Source organism: Nonlabens sp. (genome assembly GCF_965657255.1).
Lineage (GTDB): Bacteria > Bacteroidota > Bacteroidia > Flavobacteriales > Flavobacteriaceae > Nonlabens.
Genome location: NZ_CBFHNM010000008.1, coordinates 55,789 through 80,050 on the forward strand (window position 1 = coordinate 55,789; position 24,262 = coordinate 80,050).

At 34.7% G+C, this 24,262-nt stretch carries 14 protein-coding genes; 3 read left to right on the plus strand and 11 right to left on the minus strand.

The window, feature by feature from the left end; all coding sequences use genetic code 11:
* Window positions 1-15: 15 nt before the first annotated feature.
* From ACTF54_RS10210 to ACTF54_RS10220, 3 genes are all read left to right on the plus strand, one after another.
* Window positions 16-498, plus strand: a complete 483-nt coding sequence (locus tag ACTF54_RS10210; RefSeq protein WP_347196135.1) for an SRPBCC family protein — start codon at window positions 16-18, stop codon at window positions 496-498.
* The gene (locus ACTF54_RS10215) at window positions 495-731 is read left to right on the plus strand and encodes a hypothetical protein (protein WP_347196136.1); all 237 of its coding nucleotides are present in this window, start codon (window positions 495-497) and stop codon (window positions 729-731) included. Before ACTF54_RS10210 ends, ACTF54_RS10215 begins: the two co-directional genes overlap by 4 nt.
* Window positions 732-1,862: 1,131 nt before the next feature.
* Window positions 1,863-3,245, plus strand: a complete 1,383-nt coding sequence (locus tag ACTF54_RS10220) for an FAD-binding oxidoreductase (RefSeq protein WP_347196137.1) — start codon at window positions 1,863-1,865, stop codon at window positions 3,243-3,245.
* Here ACTF54_RS10220 and ACTF54_RS10225 read toward each other — a convergent pair.
* From ACTF54_RS10225 to ACTF54_RS10275, 11 genes are all read right to left on the minus strand, one after another.
* Window positions 3,238-3,957: a hypothetical protein gene (locus ACTF54_RS10225; protein WP_347196138.1), complete on the minus strand. Its 720-nt coding sequence runs from the start codon at window positions 3,955-3,957 to the stop codon at window positions 3,238-3,240. The genes ACTF54_RS10220 and ACTF54_RS10225 overlap by 8 nt on opposite strands.
* A 329-nt stretch (window positions 3,958-4,286) precedes the next feature.
* On the minus strand, window positions 4,287-5,585 hold the full coding sequence (locus ACTF54_RS10230) for a T9SS type A sorting domain-containing protein (RefSeq protein ID WP_438969280.1): 1,299 nt from the start codon (window positions 5,583-5,585) through the stop codon (window positions 4,287-4,289).
* A 359-nt stretch (window positions 5,586-5,944) separates the two neighbouring features.
* Window positions 5,945-8,212: a beta-glucosidase BglX gene (gene bglX / locus ACTF54_RS10235; protein ID WP_438969313.1), complete on the minus strand. Its 2,268-nt coding sequence runs from the start codon at window positions 8,210-8,212 to the stop codon at window positions 5,945-5,947.
* A 194-nt stretch (window positions 8,213-8,406) separates the two neighbouring features.
* Window positions 8,407-9,315, minus strand: a complete 909-nt coding sequence (locus tag ACTF54_RS10240; protein WP_438969281.1) for a glycosyl hydrolase family 17 protein — start codon at window positions 9,313-9,315, stop codon at window positions 8,407-8,409.
* Between the two features lie 2 nt (window positions 9,316-9,317).
* A complete protein-coding gene (locus ACTF54_RS10245; protein ID WP_347196141.1) occupies window positions 9,318-11,660 on the minus strand; it encodes an MFS transporter in 2,343 nt (780 codons plus the stop codon).
* Between the two features lie 5 nt (window positions 11,661-11,665).
* Entirely contained in the window at window positions 11,666-13,189 is a 1,524-nt protein-coding gene (locus ACTF54_RS10250) for a glycoside hydrolase family 30 protein (protein ID WP_438969282.1), read from the minus strand.
* Entirely contained in the window at window positions 13,182-14,465 is a 1,284-nt protein-coding gene (locus tag ACTF54_RS10255; RefSeq protein WP_438969283.1) for a glycosyl hydrolase family 17, read from the minus strand. Before ACTF54_RS10255 ends, ACTF54_RS10250 begins: the two co-directional genes overlap by 8 nt.
* 72 nt (window positions 14,466-14,537) lie before the next feature.
* Complete coding sequence (locus ACTF54_RS10260; protein ID WP_438969284.1) at window positions 14,538-17,999, minus strand: hypothetical protein; 3,462 nt, start codon at window positions 17,997-17,999, stop codon at window positions 14,538-14,540.
* Window positions 18,000-18,124: 125 nt separating this feature from the next.
* Window positions 18,125-18,961: a glycoside hydrolase family 16 protein gene (locus ACTF54_RS10265; RefSeq protein WP_347196143.1), complete on the minus strand. Its 837-nt coding sequence runs from the start codon at window positions 18,959-18,961 to the stop codon at window positions 18,125-18,127.
* Window positions 18,962-19,102: 141 nt separating this feature from the next.
* On the minus strand, window positions 19,103-21,025 hold the full coding sequence (locus ACTF54_RS10270) for a glycosyl hydrolase family 16 (RefSeq protein ID WP_347196144.1): 1,923 nt from the start codon (window positions 21,023-21,025) through the stop codon (window positions 19,103-19,105).
* 12 nt (window positions 21,026-21,037) lie between these two features.
* Window positions 21,038-24,208: a glycoside hydrolase family 2 TIM barrel-domain containing protein gene (locus ACTF54_RS10275; RefSeq protein ID WP_438969285.1), complete on the minus strand. Its 3,171-nt coding sequence runs from the start codon at window positions 24,206-24,208 to the stop codon at window positions 21,038-21,040.
* Window positions 24,209-24,262: the final 54 nt, after the last annotated feature.

Consider the following 24,262-nt stretch of genomic DNA (forward strand, 5'->3'; position numbering starts at 1 on the left):
ATCGACTTTTGAAGTATGATAAAAAGCAAACATTCTATTGAGGTTTTACTCTCCATAAGAGAAGTAATGGAATTATTCAAAAACCAAGATTATTTTAAATACTGGCAAAAAGGTTTGATAAGCTCTAGAAACTTATCAGGAACACCAGGTGAAGAAAACAGTACACGAGAAATGAAGATAAAAGTAGCTGGAACCACTATTACTATGAAGGAAGAAATTACCACCGTAGATCTTCCACATTTATGGGAAGCTACTTATAGAACCAGTGGTGTTTTAAACATGCAAAGCAACCGCTTTCGCGAAAGCGAAACAATCATAAACAACAAAACCATTGAAACCACATTATGGGATGCCAGCAGTACTTTTAAATTTACTGGTATGATGCGACTTATTGGTAAAGCACAACCACAATTATTCAAAGGACAGACAGTACAACATATGCAAGATTTCAAGAACTTTGCAGAAAATAGAGAAAACTATATTACCACTAATTCATGAGAAAATTAAAACTTATATGGGATTTTAAAGGTCCCGATGCAGAAATGACAGCCGCACATCATTTGATACATCTTAAAGAATATGTGAAAAGTGAAAAAGTTACATGTATCACCACAGGCGTAGAGAAATTAAGTGACAAACACCATATTGCCTACCTGGCTTTAGAAGAAATTTACATGCCAGCAGTAAGAGATGCATTAAAACCACATCGTGGTCAATTGTGGAATGATTAGTCATTCAACTAGGAGTATTAAAGAAAAAAGTAATTACTTTTATGTAAAATGGGTATACACTAAGCACTGCAAATATCCAGTTAACACCTATGGCAAATTTAAATTGATCTAATTGATAAAAAATCAATTCCTATCCTTAATCTATTTCATCTTTTAAGTTCTTAATTTATTATAGAAAAACCTACTAATTATATAATGACCAATTGCACAAACGGTTATAATGTAAAAAAGTCTCGAAAAGTAATAACTCCAGTAGTTTTGTGAGTAAATAGCAAACACTAGAAAGGTGTTAAAAATTAAGTAAGTATAAGAAATGATTACAAAGTGTTCATTCCCTTCATTTTCCGACTGCAAATAAGCTAGACCAGAAAGAAAAGTAAATACCATTGAAATTAATGTATGAATGTAAAATACGTTTAACAATTGTAAATCCACATTGTCACTTATTAGTTTGAAAATATAGATCACTAAGTAGAACTTCAGGTAAAATTGATAATGAGAGTATTATGATATTTGAAAAGGTGGTTTTTTTCCAATTAATTGATTTTATGATGTTCCATAAAAAAAATCTGAACACTACTAGAATAAGTAATCCAACAAGTAAACTGGAAATAAAATAATCATAATAAATCAGGAAAAAGTCTATCGATACAATGCCTATAAAACCAATAAAGAAGCCGGTTTTAGTATATATCTTGTGTTTTACGATTAAATATCCTGTGAGTAAAAATGAAGTACAAAAACGACTGCTTTTTAATAGTAATATATCTTCTGAAAAAATTACAATTGCATTGATCGCACAGAGCAATAAAGCGACAAAAATAAATTCCTTTACAAAAGGAACAAAACGTTCTTTTCCCATAACTTGAGCAAGCTAATTGAGTTTAATATAAAATTATAAAGAATCTAAAAGCTACTTATCTGAATCGTTTAAAAACAATAAAAGCCGACCAAACGCATATTCTCAACTATAATAAAATCGATTAATTGAAAATACGTTAGTCTATCAATAACTACAACCGTATGAATAATTAATTTTTTACGGATAATCTTAAGTTAAATCAGTCTAGTAAATGATACAATTAATTTTATAATTTGTTTAGTTTAGACTTTTAATTGACATTTAAATTTATGCTTGCTTCTCAACTTTTTTCACATTGCCTTAAAGAAAGTCAAATATTAGAAAAAGACCAACTAACAGACCGTTACCACCATATCTGGCATATGGATGTATCACTTAAGGCATTTTGTTTAGTATTACCAGAAAACACTATTCAAGTGAGTGAAATAATGAAGGTTTGTTATGAACAAAACCTTGCTGTTGTCGTTCATGGTGGACTAACTAATCTAGTAGGAAGTACAGAAACAAATGGAGACGAAGTAGTAATCTCTACCGAACGCCTAAACAATATAGAAGAAATAGACACTGCTAGTAGAACTATAACAGTACAAGCCGGAGTTATTCTAGAACATATTCATGAAGCTGCATCAAAAGAAGATTTGCTTTTCCCATTAAACTTTGGAGCAAGAGGTAGTGCTCAAATAGGCGGTGTGATCTCAACAAACGCAGGTGGATTGAGAGTACTTAAATATGGTATGACTAGACAGTTAGTTTTAGGCCTTGAGGCTGTTACAGCAAATGGAACTATCACCTCTTCCATGAAAAAAATTATAAAAGACAATAGTGCTTATGATATTAAGCAATTATTCATAGGAAGTGAAGGAACCTTAGGAATTATTACACGTGCTATACTTAAACTTGAAGAGGCGCCTAAAAGCCGCAATGCTGCGTTTATAGGTTTAGATGATTATAGTCACGTTGTTGCTTTTTTAAAATATGTTGACAGTAATCTGGCTGGAAAATTAAGCGGCTTTGAACTTATATGGAAAAACAGCTATCAACAAATGACCAGTGTGAGCGATGCTGTAAGACCGCCATTACCATATGAATATCAATATTATGTGCTTATTGAATCTTTAGGTAGTCATCAAGAAAAAGATCGAGAAGAGTTTCAAAGTATATTAGAAAAAGCTTTAGAAACAAATTTAATTATAGATGCCGTAATGGCGCAATCTGAAAGCGAGGTAGAATGGTTTTTTAGAATTAGAGAAGATGTAAATAATTTAGTAGACTTCATGAATTACGATCAGCATTTTGATATTAGCCTACCCATTCCTATGATAGGAAACTATATCGCTGATAGATACAATTCCCTAAATGAAATCAATGGGGTCGAGCAAGTTTATGCTTTTGGGCATGTCGCCGACGGAAACATTCATTTTATGATAGGTAAATCTAATTCAAGTAGTTCTCTCAAAAAGAAAATTGATCATTGTATTTATGATGGCCTTAAAGAAATAGGCGGTTCTGTAAGTGCAGAACATGGAATTGGAACACATAAAAAGGACTATTTAAAATTGTGTAGAACACCGGAAGAAATCAGTTTAATGCAATCCATTAAAAATCATATGGACCCTAATAATTTATTGAATCCAGGAAAAGTTTTTAATTAGATACAGATTGTTGCTCTAAATGCATCTCATAAGCATAGCGCATCAGAAAATATATCCCAAACAAAAACAATCCTCTGTCTAGAAAAAAGAATATTTGTGGTGCAATCTCAAAGTAAAAGGCAATCATGGCGCAAAAATCTGAGAAAACAAAACCAAAGACAGCATACATAAAATATGCCGATTTAAAACTAGCCCTAGTCGAATTGTAAAATCCAACAATGAGACACATTGTAATACCAACGAATCCCATAAGTTTTAGCATATAAAACATCATCACCTCTTCAAATAAAGGGCTTATAATATCAGATAGATAATTAAAACTGTATAGATTAAACGCAAAGATTAATAAATAAGATAAGTATTCAAACCATTTAACTTTCATCCATTCTAATTGCAAAAAAGCTTTTAAAGAAAACAGAAGATATACAACTACTGAAGTCATTGTAAATAGCAACATCCCATAATCAAAACCATAAAAAACTAAGCCTATATTAGTCAAAATAATTAAAAGTAAAACAGTAAATAGCCATTTATGATTGCATCTTAGAAAAAATAAATAATAAATAAAAACGACTACAGAAGTTATAGCTCTCATCGCCCTAGAAGCGTTAATATCTAAAAAAACTACAGCAATAAAATTAAGTACTCCAAAAATTAAAGCAATTATCATTAATTGCTTTGTTACCGTAAAGAGTTTAAATTTTTGAAGCATATTTTGAGGGACTTCTCAAAATTAGCAATTTAAAATTAGATGACGGTATTTTAAATAACTAAAATTGTTTTTAAGTGATATGGTTATTAGGTCAAGTGTTTTGCTTTCGCGAAAGCGTGTAAATTAAAATGAGATTACAAATACTACTTATTTTTAATTATCTATGAAATTATTGTTCTAACGAAAAGTTACTAAAGTTGTCAAAAACGGTTTTTTCAAAACTAGTCTGATTCAAATATGAAATACTATGATCAATAAAGAAATTAGCAATAAAAAAAAAGGCTTGCAAACGCAAGCCTTTTCAATTTAATTGAGCTATAAACAGAAGACTAGTCCTTAATCAACTTTATACTTTGGATGGATTCTCCAGATGTAATACGTGCAATATAAATTCCACTACGTAAAGTAGTTCCATCTATCCTTGCATTCGAACTATTATTAGTATCGTTAATTAGTAATTTACCTGTAAGATCATACACCTGTATACTATCTATTTCTAGATCTTGTGCGCTAATATTCCATATATCATTAGTAGGATTGGGGGAAATAGATAACTCTCTATTAGTGGTAGTTGATACGCTTAAAGTAGTTTGTGTAAACATGATATTATCAAAGTAAACGATACCTGCATTATTTACGCTTTGCTGGTAAGGATCGATTTTCCATTGAAAGAAATTAACATCATCAAATCCTAAAGCTGTAAATGTAGACATAGGAATACTAACCGTTTGCCATGAATCTGTAACTATTGTAGCATTTGCACCACCGTATTCATATATGTAACCAGTTACTGGTCCTCCAGCCCCACCATTCCTGCTGATAAGTTCAATATTGAAACCTACTGTACCGGCACTAGCCCAGTAATTGAAAGAGAAGAAACCATATGAACTTACATCATCTAAAGCTTCACCTTGTCCCCAACCTGCAACAGCAAAATTAAATTTCAAAGCATTATTAACTGCAGCACCAGAGTCTAAATCCAGCTCTCCAGATAAAGTTCCAAAAGAATATGCTACTGGAAATGTTGTCGAATAGTTATTAGTATCATTATAAATACTGTAAACGGTTGCATCAGGGTTTGAAGGTATAGGAGCTGGTCCCATAGGAATAGGGTCAACTGGTATAACAGCGCCATTAGGACCATTTATATCGTCAATATAGTAAGTCCCAGTAGCTGTGTTTCCTGATGTAGAATCAGTGAAAATAACCATAGTTGGATATTCGGTACCTAATCCTACGCCAAAGTCAATATTTACAGTTTGCCATCCCATCATATTCGTCGTAAAGGTTAGCTCCGTAGCTCCTGTACTTCCTCCTTCAAGCTTTAATATATGAGTTCTTAAAGTTGCATCTGGAGCCCAAATACGCATTGAAATAGTATTATTTGCATCATCTGAAAGATCAATATATGTATCTAAAGTGATTGCAGCACCATCAAAGTCAACACCTGCACCTATCATTTCAAGGACAGTATTTGATGAGTCTGTGGGATCTGTCAAAACCGTCGCTACCGTACCGTTAAAAGCACCCCAAGCGTCATCCTCAGCCACCTCGAAATCCATAGGTAAAGATTGACTAAAGCCTAACGTGGTAATAAACAGAATTAATAAAAAAGTAATTTTTTGCATAGTTGTAGATTTAGTATTTTTATATAATTAATTTAAGATAAATATAAATAAAGAGTTCTAGTTATTAATAATATAACACCTTTACAAAAATCATACACGACTACAATAAGACCAAACCCTTCTAAAACTATATTAAACACCTCTATTACAGATGTTTATCCTATTTTACAACATCTTACAATTGTCCAAGTATGTTCATAAAAATGGTAATGTTGTAGAAATGTTGTAGTATTTCAAACCATAATTAACTTTACTACAACGATTGAAAAACAAACAAAATGAAACAAAGCCCTTAAACAAGTATAATAATGTTCAGTACCCTAAAATGAATTTGAATTACCTTAACTAGAATTATGTTTTTAATTTAGTAATTTAAAAGAGCGGCTCAAATCTGTTGAGGAACTACCACCGACATATACCTCAAAATCGCCTTGCTCAATGAACCATTTCCCTTCATTATCATAAAAACCTAATTCACGGTCAGCTAATTCAAACTTTACTTGAATAGAAGTATTGGGTGCCAATTCTATTAATTGAAATCCTTTGAGCTCTTTGACAGGTCTTACCACTTTAGAAAATTTATCCTTTAAGTATAATTGAACCACCTCTTTACCCTTACGGTTACTGTTATTTGTTAAAGTTAATTCAACCTTAACAATACCATTTGTACTATAATTATTGACAACTTTTAGATCTGTATATTCAAATTTTGAATAACTTAAACCATGACCAAAAGCCCACAATGGTTCATTAGATTCATCTTGATAATGCGACCAAAACACAAAATCCGCTGAAGGAAGATTAGGCCTTCCTGTACTCTTATGATTATAATAAATAGGTACTTGACCTATACTTCTAGGAAATGTCATTGGTAATTTACCTGATGGATTATAGTCTCCATAAAGAACTTGCGCAACAGCGTTGCCACTTTGAGAACCTAATTGCCAGGCTTCAACTATTGCTGGAATATTTTTTTTTGCCCAAGGAATAGCAAGTGGTCTTCCATTATTTAAAACCAAAACAATATTTCTGTTCACTTTAAAAACCTTCTCTAATAATTCTTGTTGTAATCCAGGTAAATCAAGTCGAGAGCGGCTACGACCTTCACCACTTTGCAGCCCATGTTCACCCAATACCATCACCACAACATCAACATCTTTTGCGGCCTGAATCGCTTCCTTCATGCCAAATCTATCTTGGGTATTAATTTGTACTTCTTTAGCAAATTCTGTTTTTCCTAGAATAAGTTCAGGGCCTTTTGAATAAATTAAATTTTCATCATATTGTTGCATTCCTTCGAGAATACTTACTGCACTATTCTCTATAGCAGCTGCACGCCAATTTCCTAAAGGGCTATCCTTATCACTTGCCAAAGCACCTACTAAAAGCACTTTTTGACCTTTCTTCTTAAGAGGTAGGGTTTGATTTTCATTTTTAAGAAGTACAACTGATTTTAACGCCATATCTAGTGCACCACTAGCTATTTCTGTACTACCTATTATTTTCTTTTCAAGATTTTTGTCGCAATATTTATATGGGTTGTCAAACAAACCAAGTTCAAACTTCACCTTTAAAATGCGCCTAACAGCATCGTTTATAGTTGAAGTGTTAACCTGATCATCATTAACCAGTTTGACTAATTCGTTTAAATAAAAATAGGATTCCATATCCATATCTGTACCTGCGTTTACTGCTAGTTTTGACGCTATAGAAGCATCTCTTGCATAGCCATGCGGGATTAACTCTGCCACAGATCCCCAATCGGAAACTACAAAACCATCAAAAGACCACTTTTCCTTTAAAATATCTCTTAACAAAAATGAATTTGCCGTTGCTGGAATACCATTAAGTTGATTAAAACTATTCATAAAAGTTCTGACACCTGCACTATTTGCTGCCTGAAATGGAGGTAACACAACATTATAGAGAGTTGAAGTTCCTAAGTCAGCATTATTGTACTCTCTTCCTGATTCTGGAAAACCATAAGCCGCAAAATGTTTTGCACATGCTATAATTGACTCTTTATCAGAAAGATCATCTCCTTGAAAACCCTTTACTCTAGCCGTTGCAATTTTACTACCTAAATAAGGGTCTTCTCCAGCACCTTCCATAACTCTACCCCATCTGGCATCTCTAGATATATCTACCATAGGAGCAAATGTCCAATTAATTCCCGCTGCTGCAGCTTCTTTTGCTGCAAGTCTAGCAGATTCTTTTATTGCTTTTAAATCCCAACTAGCAGCCTCTGCAAGAGGAATGGGGCTCATTGTTTGATATCCATGAATGACATCAAAACCAAAAATCAAAGGAATACCTAATCTAGACTGTTCTACTGCAATTTTTTGAACCGCTCTAATTTCTTCTACACCTCTTACATTTAAAATAGACCCAACATATCCCTTTTTAATATGCTCAAACTTTCGTTCTATATCTTCTTCATTAGGAACTGGACCTGTAAAATCCATGAAGCCATTATATTGATTCATTTGCCCTATTTTCTCTTCTAAAGTCATAAGACTAAGCAAAGAGTCTACTTTTTGATCAATTACACTCTTCTTATCGTTGGCCATCTGTTGATTTACAAGATTACGCTCATTGTTATTCTTACATGAAATACAACAAAACATGAAAATGACAAAAGCTAGAACAATAGATTTGGGAAGATCAGGCATCTTAATAGATTTAAATTTATATGGGTTAATGTATTCATCTCGCTTTCGCGAAAGCGAGATACTTATCAATTTTACTAAAAACAAAAACTTGTTAGGCAGGTTAATAATCTGTCTAACAAGTTCTGTTTATCATTCTATTCATGTTTCTACTAAAACTTTAGCACCTCGTCTTTGTCCCAAAGTCCCCAGTAAGCCCCTACTTCTCCTTCATCTCCTTTTTTCCAAGACTCATCAAAGGATGAGAAGTAAAAGACATCGATATTATGATCATGTGACCAGTTTTGTGTATCTATAAAGTATTTCATCGCATTTATAGAAGAAGGGTTTGCACCGCCCAGACTTTCTCCTTGACTAGGCCAACCAGTTTCTGTAACTATTACTCTCTTACCTTTACTAACATTGAGTACTTTATTAAACATGTCGTTCATGTGGTCTAAAGAATTTTCTATAGAAGTTCCTTCCCAATAAGGGTAACAATTGGTTAGAATAACATCAGACTGTTCAACTAGTTCTGGATGAAGAGTAAACTCATAATAAGCATCTACATAACCTACAGGAGTATCAGGAATTGCATCTTTAACTCTTTTTATATAAGCCAGTAATTGATTTACCGAAAGGTCATTGCGATAAAGTACTTCATTACCTACTGCAGCAATATCTACAAAACCTTTTTTTGCAAGATCAACTAGAGCTGCTATTTCTAATTCATTTTTTTCTAAGTCATCACTTAACCAAGCGCCTACCAGCGTTTTTAGACCATTTTTTTTAGCCATTTGAGGAACAAATTCATTTCCTTCAATACATGAAAATGATCTAATCCATTTGGTATAGGGTTTTAAAATCTTGATACGTCGTTCTACTTGATTTTCTGTAATAATATCTCCTGGCTCCTGACCATCTTCATACATACTAAAGCATATACCGTGCATACCATTATCAATAGTGTGGCGCCACAACTGTTGAAGATCTTCCCTGTTATGATCTATAAGATCAATACCTTCTGAATCTGCAAAGTGCGCTGTGTTTGCTTTTAAAAAATGTTTTTTTCTAAATGACATTGTTAATACTTTAAATTTTCATTTTTATCCCACAAACCCCATCTCGCTCCTACTTCTCCTTCATGACGTACTTTCCAGGATTCATCAAAAGAAGAAAAATAGAAAGTTTCTACTCCTTTATCCTTTGCCCAATTAATCACATTAATGAAGTATTTCATGGCATTTGATTTAGAAGGAACAGCGTTTTGATTTACCTCACCTTGGTTGGGCCATCCTGTTTCAGTAACTATAACCGATTTACCTTTGGCAACTGCGACAACCATGCTATGCATTTCATTAAGATATGCTATTGCATTATCTATATGACATCCTTCCCAGAAGGGATAACAATTAGTTAAAATAACATCACATGCTTCTATCAGTCTAGGATTCTCAATAAATTGATAATAAGCGTCTACATATCCTACTTGAATATCTGGAATTTCTTGTTTAACCCTATTGATATAATCTAAGATTTCATCCAAGGGTAATTCTTTTCTTAATAGCACCTCGTTACCTATTACAGCAATATCGACCATTCCTTTTTTGGCCTGTTCTAATAGATTTTGAATCTCTAATTCATTTTGTTTTTTGTTACCACTAATCCATGCTCCTACCATAGTTTTCAAACCTTTAGAACGTGCAGAAAGTGGAGTAAGTTCATTTCCTTTTGTTGTAGAAAAAGAACGGATCCATTTAACATATGGACTAATAATCTCCATCCTATTATCGATTTGTGTGCCTGATAATTGATGACCTACATCCTGACCTTCTTTATAGGGACTAAAGCAGATACCGTGTAATCCATCATTTAAAGTAACTTTGAATTGCGCATCCAATTCTAAAAATGGTATATTTATTTTAAGGTCTGTTGGATAGGTAATTTCATCATCAAAAGAACCTAAGGATAATAATTTATTCAAATCATAATTAGAAGAGCTTATCGGTTCTTTTTTATTCTTTTTTCTCAGAGCTAGTTGCTCACTGATTTTAGTGGCTTTCTCTTCTGTAACATCATAAGTACGCATAATCAACATAGCCGCAATAGTACCTAGCATAGGAAAAAAACAAAAGAAGGCATGTAATCCATCAACAGCCCCTTGTTGATCTACTGTTGCTAGATCAGAATCAAAACCTACTACCCAAATGATCAAACCACTCAACGCACCAGCAATGGCAAAACCTACTTTTACCATCCACCAATAAATCGCTCCAAAGGTCCCTTCTCGTCGCTTACCAGTATTTAATTCGTCTATATCGATAACATCGGCCGTCATAGACATCATTATTGTGAACAAGCTTCCTATACCAAAAGAAAAAAGTGGTAAGGCAAATATGTACATCCAAGGTTTACCTGGTATAAATAAGAAATAGAGCGCAATGTATCCAACAATAGAAATACTCTGTGACACCATAAATGCCTTTTTCTTCCCTAATTTTTTAGAAAGTGCAGTGACCACTGGGATCACTATGAATGTGGTCCCCAAGGCTCCTAATCCACCAAAAAGCCCTACCCATATTCCCGCATCACCTGCGTCACCGTTAAAAAGTTTATAAACAATAACAAAAAAAGTAAGAGATGCTACCGTATTAAAAGCGTTGAAAATAAAAAAGGTAGCAAAACATAATTTTCTAAACTCTTTTATCTTAAAAGCTTCACTAAAACTTTTAATAATCGATGTAAGACTACCTCCTATGTTAGAAAAACTTAAGGTCTCATAATCTTCATCAAGAGTAGATTTACTTTTGATAAAAATAGCTGGAACCATTGCACATATAGCACAAGGAATCGCTACCCAAATTGCAAGTTCACGTGCTGCCACATCTGCAGACGGGAACCATTCTGGATCGTACATAATTACCCAAAAACATGGAGCAATTACCCAAGCCCACTGACCTATCCACTGCGCAATTGCCATTATATCCGTTCGCTCATGAAAATCATCGCTCATTTCATAACCCATAGCTACGTAAGGAACACTAAATAAAGTCAACCCTAAATAAAAAATAACGGACCAGAAGAAGAAATACCAAAAATTATACTCTACAGAGTTTTCTTTAAATAATTGCCACATAAATATGTATGCAACACCCATTACGATAGCTCCTAGAAATACATAAACGCGCCTTCTTCCCCATCTTGACCTAGTGTTATCTGAAATAAATCCCATTATTGGGTCTGTTATAGCATCTAATAATCGCGGGAATAGATAAATCATGGCCCATAACAAACCAGTAAACTTTAAGTCTTCTACTAACACTACCATAAAAATCCCAAGTATAGCAGGAAACATCTGGTTAGCCAGCATTCCTAAACCGAAAGCAATTTTCTGACCGAAAGGAACTTTATGTGCAGTTGTACTCATAAGTATTAGTTTTTAGTTGGAATAATTACAGTTTGTAAACTTTGTGGACCTAGTTGTATTTTAATGTCGCTTTCGCGAAAGCGTAGTTCGTAACTTTTATCTTCCATGCCTTCATTAAAAACTACTACGGCAATGGTTCCATCAGGGTTTTTTGCGGCGGTAACCATCAAGTCTTTATCTGTATTATTTGCTTCGATCACCTCAGCACCAGGTCTTATAAATTTGCTGAAATGTGCCATGGTATAATACAAGGGCGTGAAATACACCTCATCATTATCTGGATCTACAATTACCGGAGCAGCACACCAATTTTCAAACCAGTTGGGGCCTCCTTGCTTATCAAGAACCATATTCCAGTCTACCCAACCATCGACCCAATTGTTCATGCAGCCTATGATGTCACGGGCATATCGATTAACTGGAGCGTATTTAGGATGTAAATGCTTATCTTCTTCACTTGCCCAATCCCAACCCCAATCTGTTGCTTCTTTAGACCAGTACCAGTTATCATCTTTCCAGGCTGGTACTTCAGAGTCTACACAACCTTCTGTCTCGATTAAGTATTTATCTGGTGCTTTATTATGCGCATACTGTAGTTCTTCTGGAAAGTAATCATAGGTGCTTTCATACCAGTGAATAGCTGTACCATCAAAATATTTAGAAGATGCTTCATCTCGATACATCTCATCGACCCATTCTCTAATTCCAGCTCTATTTTGATCATAACCTAAAATAATTTTATCTCCATAACCATCTGCTTCCAATTTAGGACCTAAATGAAACTGAACAAAGTCTGTCATTTCTTTAGGTGTAAAATGCATACTTTCCCAGTTATTCCCATTGCCGTGCGGCTCATTTTCTACGGTAAAACCCCAGATAGGAATTCCTTCGGCCTCATAAGCATCTACGTACTTAGAAAAGAAAAGCGCCCAAGTGTCATAATATTTAGGTAAAAGCTTTCCTCCTACCCATGCGTTATTATCTTTCATCCATGGCGCTGCTGTCCATGGAGAGGCAAATATGTCAAAACCATCTTCTGAAGCCGCCATGGCATCTTTAATCATAGGTATTAAATCATCGCGATCTTCTTCTATACTAAAATGCTCCAGCTTCATGTCATCTTCTACCGGTGAGTAAGAGTATTGTGATAAGGAAAAGTCACAACTATTCATGTGAGTGCGCGTGAGTGAGTAATTTGCCCCTTCTCGTGAGAAATATGCATTAATGATAGCATCTCTATTTTCCTTGCTCAATCTATTTAGTAAATAGGCAGAAGACTCTGTAAATGCACCGCCGAAACCAGTGATTTTTTGATAGGTTTTATTTTCATTAATCGTAATGATAGAAACGCTGTCTTTGACATTAAACGGCATCAATTTAGTCAAGTTATTACCAGATGCTGAAGTTTCATAAACCTCTACTTTTAAAGCTACTGTCTCTATATCCTCATTTTGATTCTTACAACTCATTATGGCAATCAATATTATCGCTGACAATACATAAAATGTTATTTGCTTCCAGTTATTCATAACCTTTAAAATTTTGTTTTACAGGTGGTAGTTTTACATACTCTAAGAGCTTTTTCTTGCTACCATTAAAACTTTTAGTGATCTTATTTCCATTTCTAGTAAGACCGTTGAAGACACCTTGATCTACAAGATCCCAAACTGCATATTTTGCCTCACCATCTATATTAAAAAGACCAAAATGATTTTCAGATCCTTTAGGGTTTGCCGCGTCTTTCCATTTTTCATTAAATGCCTCAAAGTAAAAACATGAGATTTTATTTTTTGTGGTCCATTCTCTCATTAGTTGATAGTATCGACCAGACTTGTATTGATCTGCCGCATGAGAGCCATCATCACCATAAAGACCACTAGAATAAGTAGCCCATCCAGTTTCTCCTATATGAACAGGTTTATCTACTCCTACTGATTTCATGTAATTTTTTACCCTAGAGTATTGATTTTGGGCATATCCTAAAGAGCGTTTCATGGCATTTTCAATCTTTTGCTCTTTATTCAATAAGGAATCTTTTTCAGCCGTTCCCCAAAAAACTGGGTTATAGTGCGTATCGTGCATAGGATACGTGTGCATAGAAATATAATCTACCGCTTTTATGAGCTTGTTTAATGCTGGAACGTGGTAGAGATCCTCGCCGCCGCCCCATGAGGCAAAATTATCTGAGCTAGTGATCCATAAATCTGCAGGTAACTTGTCTTGTTTCTTTAAATCTTGTAAATAATTAACCCATTTTAAAATCACATTAGGTTGTACATAATAACTAGTTGCCCATTTCACCATAGCCTCGTTTCCTACGGCAATAATTTTTATAATATCCGGATATTGAGCTGCTAGGGCTACTGCTCTATCTATTTCGGCAGCATTTTGTTCACTTTCTATATGATGATCTGGTTCGAGTCCTGTCCATGCATTTTTACAATCAATCCACGCTCCTAGCATGACATACATTTCAAAACCTGGTTGCTCTTTCTTAAGTTGATCAATTGCTTTAACAACATTAGTTGCCTGAGGCAATTGCATATTATAAGTACGCAATATTTTGATATTCATAGCGGCAAGAATCTTCATATCGTTCTTGATCTGAACTAATGAAGGCTGCACACTTCTTGTGGTATCACGATAACCACCATATGAAATGGCTAGGTATTCTGGATTTGATAAAATCTCTTTGGCTGTCATCTTAGGAATTTCTTTAACCGACTGGTCCTTCTTTACCACATCTTTACATGCCGTTATCGTAAATAACAGGACTGAAAGAAAAAGTGTTATTTGAATTCTCATATCTAGTTGTAAAATTTATGATAGGTTCTTATACGCTTTCGCGAAAGCGTAAAATTGAACCACCTATTTGTATTACTTATTAATGTTTACTTCAATATATTTTACGTTTCCTGTTCGTTTGAAAAGGTCATTACTTGTGGATTTATCTAACTCTAATTGATTTAAGACTTTTACCGTACCGTCGATAAGAGTTACTTGAATGCCAGCTTGCTTATCTAACGAATAAATAACAGGTACTTGACAATAAGTAAAAGCAAGTGATTCCGGTTGAAGGACTATAGATAGTTGTTTCTGATTAAGATCTATATAATTGAATTTTTGTGTGGTCTTAAGAAACTCTTGCTTGCGCAATAAATTAGGTTCAAAGCTTACCACACCATTTTTAACGACTATTCCTAATTCGCCAAAACGACTTAAAATATCTTCCTTCACTTGTCCTGTCATTCCCGGTTGCTGTGCACCTTTTGTAGCTGGTGTGTGAGAATAAGGGTCTGTAGGAATTGCACCGTATAATTCTGGTGATTTATGCGCTCCTATTCCTGCTTGAATTTCATAATAATGATCTAGCATTTTACCAATAACTACATCGCTTGCTCCTTCATTGAACGCTTTTAAACAACATTCCTGAACCGCGAGTAATAGTTTTGAAACCATATGCCAGTAAATAGACCCTAAGCCTTCATAACCAAAGAATGTACCTGAACGACCTGTGAAAGCTTTATGATTAAAGACAGCTTCAAAAGTTTTTTCAAGTTGTTTTTGCTCTTTATTTACTAGATTTGTATACGTGCCCGTTGACATTCCTTTTAAGGCCTTTTTTAAACTGTTTACATTATTAAAACTAGCATTGAAGTGATAACTTCCGGTATTGTCTTGAACGATGATTTGGCTGTTATTATCTTTAACTAGTTTTTGCAGTAATTCTGATTTTGTAACTAGCTCTTTGGGAATAATATTCTTTTCTTCAAATCCAGGTAAATCTTTATTAGGATATAAAATATAACTGTATTGATCTTCTCTAAATAAAGCACTGGATTTTAATCCATCCATTACATCAAGAGCTTGCTGCGAGCTCAAATATCCAGAACTCAAAACCGCTACTTGCCCTTCTAACATTTCTGATAGATAAGAAACACTAACATCGCCATTATCTTCAAGAGTCATAAGATTATAGGCATGGTACATACCATCTGCTCGCTTATTTGCATCAATACTATGTTCTAAATATTTTAAAGTAACTTTAATAAAATCTAACAAGTTTGTTTTTGATATTTCCTTTTTATCTCCAGAGAAATTATCTTTATAAATACTTTCTCTATAATCACTTGCTGGTTGGGAAACACCGTCAAGAACTGCTCTGCGATGCGCATCATCTATAGACCCAGAAAGTAGACCTTGATGATTTTTTAAAGTGGATACAACTGCGGCATAAAAAGTTTCTAACTCTGATGAAACAGCCGATGTTTCAAAATCTGCATTTTGAATGAAGTTTTGGAAATAATTTAGGAAACGTCTTAAATAATAAAGTGTTACCATGGAAACACCATTACCAACGAGGGCATTATTTGCATCATTCCATTCTGGTCGTTGCGTATTTAACCATATTCCTGCTTCTGGGATCAAGTTAGAAACTTTAGCTAGAACAGTTGCAAGAAGTTTTTCTACTAGATTTACTTTATAAATAGCTCCTGAAGAAGTTTTTATTAATGCTCCATCTGCTCCTAGCTCTTCACGTCTTTCCTCAATTACTTCTTGTAAGCGGTAATCAAAATCTATCGTATCCTTTGGGTTTTGCAGTATATCTGAATACTTCTTTATTTTATAAGGAACATTTGCATAAACAAACAGATCTTCAGTTAAGAAGCTGTCTAATTTTCCAGGATAATAATCTCGTATAAATTCTAAGAATTTCAGTAAGTAAATTATTTGATGATCACCCCAATAACCTATGTAAGACCATGGATCATCTTCTTCTATTACTTCCCAGTCAAAACCTCCTTTTGTAACTCTATAAGGGTTATAGCCATCAAAGGTAGTCGCGTTCAAAAATTTATGAATCATTCCATCTATGAACTCTGGATAAGAATGAGCTAATGCTTCCCAATTCTGGAAAATATCACGCCAGTTTCCTTCATAGTCTAAAATCTTAGAACCATCTACTTCACTACGTGTGTTGATAGAAAATTTATTCCATGGACGACTAGGGTCTCCATGCCTTCTACTGAATTTTAAAGGTAGATACTCAATGACTAACCTTTTAAAGTCTGGATCATCGCTTGAGTCTACAATCTCTTTTAAATCAGATTTATTAAATTCTGAAGTTAGGTTTTTAATTAAATGTTTGCAGCTTTCAAACACTTCAATATTTGCTGCTTTAAGGTATTCTAAAAAATCATCTTTTTCAACAACATAATTGTGATCAAAGATACCGCCACGCATAATGTTGAACATAGTGTTTGCAAAATGCCTGTTATTAGTCAAAGGATCTTCTGTTAACTGTAAACCGTCTGATGCAGCAGTAAGAGCTATCAATTTATTAGAACCTAACTCAATATCTTTATTAACTCTATCAATAAGATTGGTATCCGTCTCTATTTGATGTGAGATTTCATTTATGGAAACAATGTTTTGGTTCACATCTGCTAGGAAATACCATTCTCTAGTATCGCCAGATCCTATTAACATGTCTGAAACTATAAAGTAAGCGCCTTTTTCTGCTTTTACATCTGTCTCTTCATGGATACTATATCCTTTTCTAAAACTATCTAACTGAGTGCTGGATAATAAAAATTTAGGATTTTCTACACCTAAGGCCCAAACTATATTAGCCTTTAAAGCTTCACTAGGTTCTGCCTTATCAACGATTACAGCACTAAGGGTTATGATTCCTATTCCAGATTCTTTTTTAAGCTCTGATCTTTTGTAAGCGTCTACAAGATTGCTAGAGGCTTTTTGCAAATCTTCTCCTACTGTTGCTGGTAGTACATTTTGTAGACCATCTAAAACAGTCATTCTAACCATGTCAGAACCATCATTTATCAACTCTGATTTTTTTACAAACCCATAGATATCACTTGAATTCCAAGAATATCTGAAGGTTAGTTTTAAATCGTGATTGATCTCTTCAAAAACTAATTTATTACCATAAACATTCTTGTAGAGATTACGTGTTACTTTATAAATTCCTGTGTAACGATCAGAAAAAGGCTCCCATAACAGCTCACGATCATCTTGCTGGATTTTAATAATGGTTTTACTACCGGTAACATCTGCAGATTCTGTAATTTTATCATCTGTATAATATGGAAAAAGAGCAGCATCACTATTCTTACGACCAGCTGTTAGACCACCGTTACTCGATAAGAACATCCAGTGGTTTGAATCACTGACTATGCTCATAAAAAAAGGGCGCATGGCATCGTGATTACTTATTTTGTAGTATTTCTCATTTTTGAAATCTACTAATTCACCTTTCACTTCATTTTTTTGAAAAGTGGCTTTTTGATTTCCAAGGAATATTTCTTTGTCGGTCATTTTGTAATTGGTTACTCTTAAATTGAAATTTTGTATTAGTTATGAGATAAAAAATGGATAAAAAAGCTTTTATAGTTTAGAATTAAAAGCCATCAATTCTATCAATTCAAAATCTCACATATAAATTATTCATAAACTCGAATGTAATCTACATGCATCGTTTGTGGAAAAACTGTGTTTTGATTCGGTGCTCCAACAAAAGAACCTCCAACAGCAACATTTAATAACATATAAAATTCTCTGTCATTAAAAACCCATTCTCCGTTTAGTCCATTACTTTCTGGAGTGATTTGATTAAACAGTACATCATCAATGTAATAATTGATATAATCTGGTCCCCATTCTATACCGTATACATGAAATTCAGTATCTAATCTTTCTGTAACTAGGTCATAAGATTTAGTTACTGCATTTGCTCCAGAATAACCTGGACCATGTACACTACCATGAGTTATAGTAGGCTCTTGACCTCTGTTTTCCATAATATCTATTTCTCCTCGCTGTGGCCAGCTTACTGTGCCATTCTCGTCATCACCTAACATCCAGAATGCAGGCCATAAACCTTGTCCCCATGGAAGTTTTATTCTTGCCTCAAAACGACCAAACTTTTTCTGAAATTTTCCTTTTGTTAATAATCTAGCAGATGTAAATCCAGAACCTTGAAAATTCTCTTTAATGGCAGTAATCTTAAGCATACCATCTTCTACAACTACATTTTCCGATCGGTCCGTATAATATTGAAGTTCATTATTTCCCCAACCAGGAATACCTTCTGCAGCACCATTACCTATATCAAATCCCCATAGGGCTGCATCTGGTGCTCCGTTAACATCAAAATTATCTTCTAACACTAATTTATTGAGTGTTGTTACTTGTTGTTTCTCATCTGTGGAACAGCTTAATACTGTTACAAAAAGTAAGGCTAAGATCCCTATTTGTGAGAATTTAAAATTATGTTTCATGTCTGTAAGTTTTTAAGGTGAGGATATGTTCTTCACCTCATTATATATTATTACTTCCTTAGAGGCTCTTAATGGTTTCTCTTTCGCGAAAGCGAGATCATCCAACCTATATAAAGAATTGATCTATAAACGAGAATGAATCTAATTCCTGAAATACAGGTTATCGATAAATACGTCATTTGCATTTGTAGGTTGTCCTACGATAATGTACTGCCCAATATTAGATCTGGCAGTAAGACCAGTAAAGCTTGATAATGGAATATCGTGATTTACCCATTGACCTGTTGCTGGATTTGTAATCGTAATTTCATGTTCTGAGTCATCTGCGGTGCCGATGGTATTATCTGCCCCAAGATCTACTAGCTTTATGGCAAACGAAGTATAATTAGCAGACCATGTATCGAATCTTAAATGAGTCATAGCACTTGCATCCACCGTATTCACGATAGTTTCAATACCTGCAAATCCTAAAGAGGCATATTTTTTTACATTGTCGCCGGCAATTACTTCATCGGTAAGCGTTGTTAAAGTAGACGACCAAGGTGTTCTAAATGTGTCGACATTAACATCTGTGTAGGCATCACTGTAAATAGAAATGACATTTCCAGCTGGGTCTGTAGGCGCTGCTGCAGGAACTGATGGAGATGTAGGCTCTCCATAAAAATACACATTATCTAAATAGAAATTTCTTAAGGATGATCCATTGATATTCTCGTAAATGATTAATCCGATGTTTGATTTATTAGCTAATGTAATAGGTACATCAAGAGTGGCCCATGAGTCTGCTGTGAAGTCAGATCCATTAAAAAATATTTGTTGTCTCGTATCGTCACCACCACCGTCAACTCCATCTGCTCCAAAATCCACTACAGAAATTAGAAAATCTAGATTTGCTGGTATACTTCCTGGGATATACATGTTAACATGTAAATTAGACTTATCAGTGATATCAAGAGTAGGGTTAGCAAATTGATGCCCGACAAAATTAAAGTTAGTATAATTTAAAATATTATCTCCATTCACATCAAAATCTGCTGATAAAGTCGTTTGAAAAGGTTCCCAAAACCCATTGTAAAAATCTACTGGCTCTTGATTATAGGCATCACTAAAAATAGCAGCAACATTGCTAGGCGCTCTAGTCGGTATTGGGGCCAGTTGAAAGTTACCTAAAGAATTAATTGTTATGGATCCAGAGGCATCATTACCTCCAAGGCTAGCTGTTATTTCAGTCGTCCCAGCTGTATTTACTGATATCAAACCTGTAGGACTAACAGACGCCACCGATGGAGTACTAGATGTAAATTCAAAGTAGCCTGGTGCAGCAGAAATTGAAACATCTTGACCAGTACCTAAATTAAAGGTTTGGACCAATTCTGTCACATTAGAAGTAACCCCTATAAAAGAACTTACAACTACATCCTGACCATTAACAATAGATGGACGAGGTTGTGCTATAGTTCCTAATTTTTCAAATTTTAATTCATCAATCCACAAAACATATCCAGAACCACCAGTTCCTTGCGTACCAGCCGCATATCTAAGCATACCTCTTTCCTCTGTAAGTTTTGATGGATCAGGGATAGGAATAATGTATTTAGTCCAATTAGTCCCAACACTTACATTAGTTCTTGTCGCTTGAAATCGATTTTCCAAAAAGTCTTCACCAAAACCTATCTCACCTACTGTTACACCTTGTGATGCTTTTGCCCAAAAAGTAAGAGCATCATACCTAGTTAAATCACGGCCAGCACCGTCAATTCTAAAAATCCCACCTGCGTAGGCACCAAGAGGATCATTCTCGTTAGGTACATCGATACGAATAGAGCTGTTACTCTGATAACCTTCTTCATTATCTACAGAAAACGCAGTGAACTTTGAATCTGCATACGGAAAGTAAAAGTCCGTTCCTAATCCAACAGGTGAATCTGTAAAAACTTCTGGTGTAGAGGCAAATGTTGCTAACACTGCTTCATCAGATATATCTCTTTCACATCCCATGATAAAGCCTAAGATCATTATCACAAGACTGAAAGTCTTCAAATACTTAATTTTAATATTTTTCATTGCTGTCATTTTTTAATTTCCAATATTGATGTGTATGTATGTTCTAATTTCCCATTCCGTGCCATCAGGGAATCCTACTGGGCTTATTGTAGGCACTGGAGGAAAAGTATTAGGTGCTACTAGATTAGGGGAATATCTTGGAGAATTAGCATCCATTGTTCTGAAGGTACCTCTAATACCCACTACCGTACTAGGTAATATGAACCAATCAGGCTTTCCTAGAGTGGTCGACAAATCCAACATTAATTGTACGGGATAAGTCAAGTTAAAATCTCGATGGTAATCAAATGGGCCCCAATCATTAAACTTAACATGAGATTGTACCTTTATATTATTATAAATCATTCTGATGTCTCCGCCGTAACGATTAATTAATCTTTCAGAGTCACCATTCGCTTGACCGTTTCCGTAGAAAAAATTACCAATAAGACCTAAGTTTGGACTTAATTTGGAAACAATACGTGTGTGAGCTTCCCATAAATCCTCAGCAGGAGCTGATTGCGCAAATCTTAAAAACTCTCTTGTGTTTGTAAATCCTATGTGTCCATCTTGTGTAGTTGGTAAATGGCGGAAAACAAATCCTGCACTCATAGCAAATATTGCATCTTCTTTTCTATCGCTGTCCCAGTCATACATCCATGTTCCCGGTGTAGGATCATAAGTCAATAGCAATTCTCCAGCAGTTGTCTCTCGATTACCTCTTACTGCAAATGGATCATCGATAAAGTTTCTTAATCTTCCAGGTGCTCCTACGTCGTTAGGCATCGGATCTACTAGTGGCTGTTGCCATAGGAAATTAGGTGCTATCTGAAAATTACCTAATGTGTATGTCATTCCTGCCAAGAAGTTAGATTGATTACCACTACCATTATCCTTTAATCTCCATCCTGTAAAGGTTTGCGTTTGATCTGCACCACCGTTAGCTACTAGACCCATAACACCACCTTGGATGTAAGCATTTACTTTACCACCTTGATAAGTAAGTTTTGCTTTTCCTCCCCAATTATCACTAGATTTAACAACATCACTAAAAACTGTATAATTGCCTTCAGTTCCTGTAAAATCCTGATAAGAAGTTCCATTAAGAGGACTACCACCCCAAATCCCTCCTAAAGTGATACCAAAACTCCCTAAATTTCTTTCTACTACCAGAGTGGCTCTTTCTGTAGGAAAAGCTGGAATGATTCCACTACGTACTTGATTTTGATCTAAAACTCGAACACCATTTTCATCTAACTCAATATCGGTTTCAAAATCTCTATGGTAAATACCTGTAAGTCCCCACTGGCCGACCTGACGACTATACTTTATTAAAGCGGTTGGGTTTGCGCCCCACCATAGCTGTGGTCCGAATGCTGCTTTCAATCCTTTTGCTGCTCCTTTTGCGTCTATTTCAAAGCCTAGAATTTCTCCACCATAAATATCTAGATTAGGACCATAATTTGCTTCAGGATATAACCCAAAGAAATCTCCTTCATAACCCCAATGGTAATGACCAGTTCTATAAAATCCTCTTAAGTCAAAATCCTTTGCATTCCACTCAAACTCTGCGTCATAAACATTGACCCTATTGACGTCATTTTGAAGCACTTGCTGCCCATTAGAATCCAATGTAAAAATAGGCCTAGCTCTGTTTTCATAAAATATCTCATCAATCGGATTTTCAGCCACTTTACCGATAATATTAAAGTTGACATTTGCCCTCATGTTCGAAGAAGGCTTACCTTCTACCCCAATGAAATAGGATTGCATATGATCAAAACCTAATTGATTTGGAAAAACATTTGCATCTGGATCTGGAGTATCTGGAGTAGTAATTAAACTACCACCAGTATTAAATGAAGTAAAACGAGCACTAAGCTGACTTATTCTTAGTTTTTGAGAATCACTTCCGCCCAAAGCGGCTTTATCTCCTCTAGCTCTTAAAACTGCATCCATTAAGCTGATTTCATTAAAATAACTGGCAAAAGACGCTGAAGTAACACTAGAATTATAAGGGTTAAAATCGTGGACTTCTTTTAAAGCATAATATGCTGCCCTAGGATATAATGTATATAAACCTCTTTCATTTGTTGGACCTTTGGCACATATCCCAAACCACTCTTCATTCATGTTTTTTCCACCAGGTGCTAAATCGATATCATAACCTCCGGCAGCCCAAGAAGCTTCAGTATCATGAATATCCAGGTTCTCTGTTTGTCCTCTTTTCCACCATCCATCACTAAATTGAAAAGTAAATCCACCAATAGAGTTTCCAGACTTACCTAAGCCAGCTGCATTTTCATAAATCTCTCTCCAATTATTTACGGTGTAATAAGCTTGCATTTTTTGATCCTCTTGATTTTCTTTAGCATTAAATGCATCCGAACCGAACTCTGCAAACATGATAGGTTTTCCTATTTCATTTTTAACTCTTTCAAACGCATCTCCAAAAGAAACACCTCTATACATATTAGTTGCATATATATCCATATCAGTTAAATACTCAGCAACTAGATTTGCGTATAGCAAGTCACCGTTACAAATAGCAATTGGGTGATTGGAATCAATAGCTTTCATGGCTACAACAGCATCGTTCATAAGCTTGTACATAGCTCTTGCTCTAGTTATTACCGTGCCTTCTGTCTCAATTGGTATATCTTCTGTCTCTGCTCCACCCCATGAAAGTCCATAGTTATTTTCATTTCCTAACATAAATAATAAAAGGCCAGGAGTGTTTTTAAACTCATTTACTAGATCGGTTGCTTCTTTCAGAAGATATTTCCTTGTTCTAGGATCAGAGTATTCTGTATTAGGAACCCAGCTACCATCTAGCGTCAAACCATATCGTCCAAAGGAATGGTTAATCATCGTATAAATACCATAATTTTCATAAATGTACTGAACCCATCTAGGCTGCATACCTGTGTACACACGAATAGTATTCACTCCCATATTTTTTAAAAGGCTCATTTCTGCATCCAAAGCAGATTTAATAAAATCATCAGGCTTTGTCCAGAAATTATATGAATAATTAGTTCCTATTGGCACATAATCCCAATTCATACCATTAATCATAAAAGGTTTACCATTAACTAATAGAGTTTGACCATTTAAATCATTTAGGATAGAAACTTTTTGGCTTTGAGCAAAAGCAATGGAGACAAATAATGTCAAAATTAAAGTGAAATAAAAATTCTTCATAGGTAGCAGTTTTAAAAAATATTGAAAAAAATCAAGTGAGATTTTCCATGTTTT

Excerpts from the sequence above, each read along its gene's own strand:
- ACTF54_RS10220 (WP_347196137.1), top strand. The coding sequence starts at position 1,863 with ATGCTTGCTTCTCAACTTTTTTCACATTGCCTTAAAGAAAGTCAAATA.
- ACTF54_RS10270 (WP_347196144.1), bottom strand. The coding sequence starts at position 21,025 with ATGAAAAATATTAAAATTAAGTATTTGAAGACTTTCAGTCTTGTGATA.
- ACTF54_RS10230 (WP_438969280.1), bottom strand. The coding sequence starts at position 5,585 with ATGCAAAAAATTACTTTTTTATTAATTCTGTTTATTACCACGTTAGGC.
- ACTF54_RS10250 (WP_438969282.1), bottom strand. The coding sequence starts at position 13,189 with ATGAATAACTGGAAGCAAATAACATTTTATGTATTGTCAGCGATAATA.
- ACTF54_RS10255 (WP_438969283.1), bottom strand. The coding sequence starts at position 14,465 with ATGAGAATTCAAATAACACTTTTTCTTTCAGTCCTGTTATTTACGATA.
- ACTF54_RS10225 (WP_347196138.1), bottom strand. The coding sequence starts at position 3,957 with ATGCTTCAAAAATTTAAACTCTTTACGGTAACAAAGCAATTAATGATA.
- ACTF54_RS10245 (WP_347196141.1), bottom strand. The coding sequence starts at position 11,660 with ATGAGTACAACTGCACATAAAGTTCCTTTCGGTCAGAAAATTGCTTTC.
- bglX (WP_438969313.1), bottom strand. The coding sequence starts at position 8,212 with ATGTTTTGTTGTATTTCATGTAAGAATAACAATGAGCGTAATCTTGTA.
- ACTF54_RS10275 (WP_438969285.1), bottom strand. The coding sequence starts at position 24,208 with ATGAAGAATTTTTATTTCACTTTAATTTTGACATTATTTGTCTCCATT.
- ACTF54_RS10215 (WP_347196136.1), top strand. The coding sequence starts at position 495 with ATGAGAAAATTAAAACTTATATGGGATTTTAAAGGTCCCGATGCAGAA.
- ACTF54_RS10265 (WP_347196143.1), bottom strand. The coding sequence starts at position 18,961 with ATGAAACATAATTTTAAATTCTCACAAATAGGGATCTTAGCCTTACTT.
- ACTF54_RS10240 (WP_438969281.1), bottom strand. The coding sequence starts at position 9,315 with ATGTCATTTAGAAAAAAACATTTTTTAAAAGCAAACACAGCGCACTTT.
- ACTF54_RS10210 (WP_347196135.1), top strand. The coding sequence starts at position 16 with ATGATAAAAAGCAAACATTCTATTGAGGTTTTACTCTCCATAAGAGAA.
- ACTF54_RS10260 (WP_438969284.1), bottom strand. The coding sequence starts at position 17,999 with ATGACCGACAAAGAAATATTCCTTGGAAATCAAAAAGCCACTTTTCAA.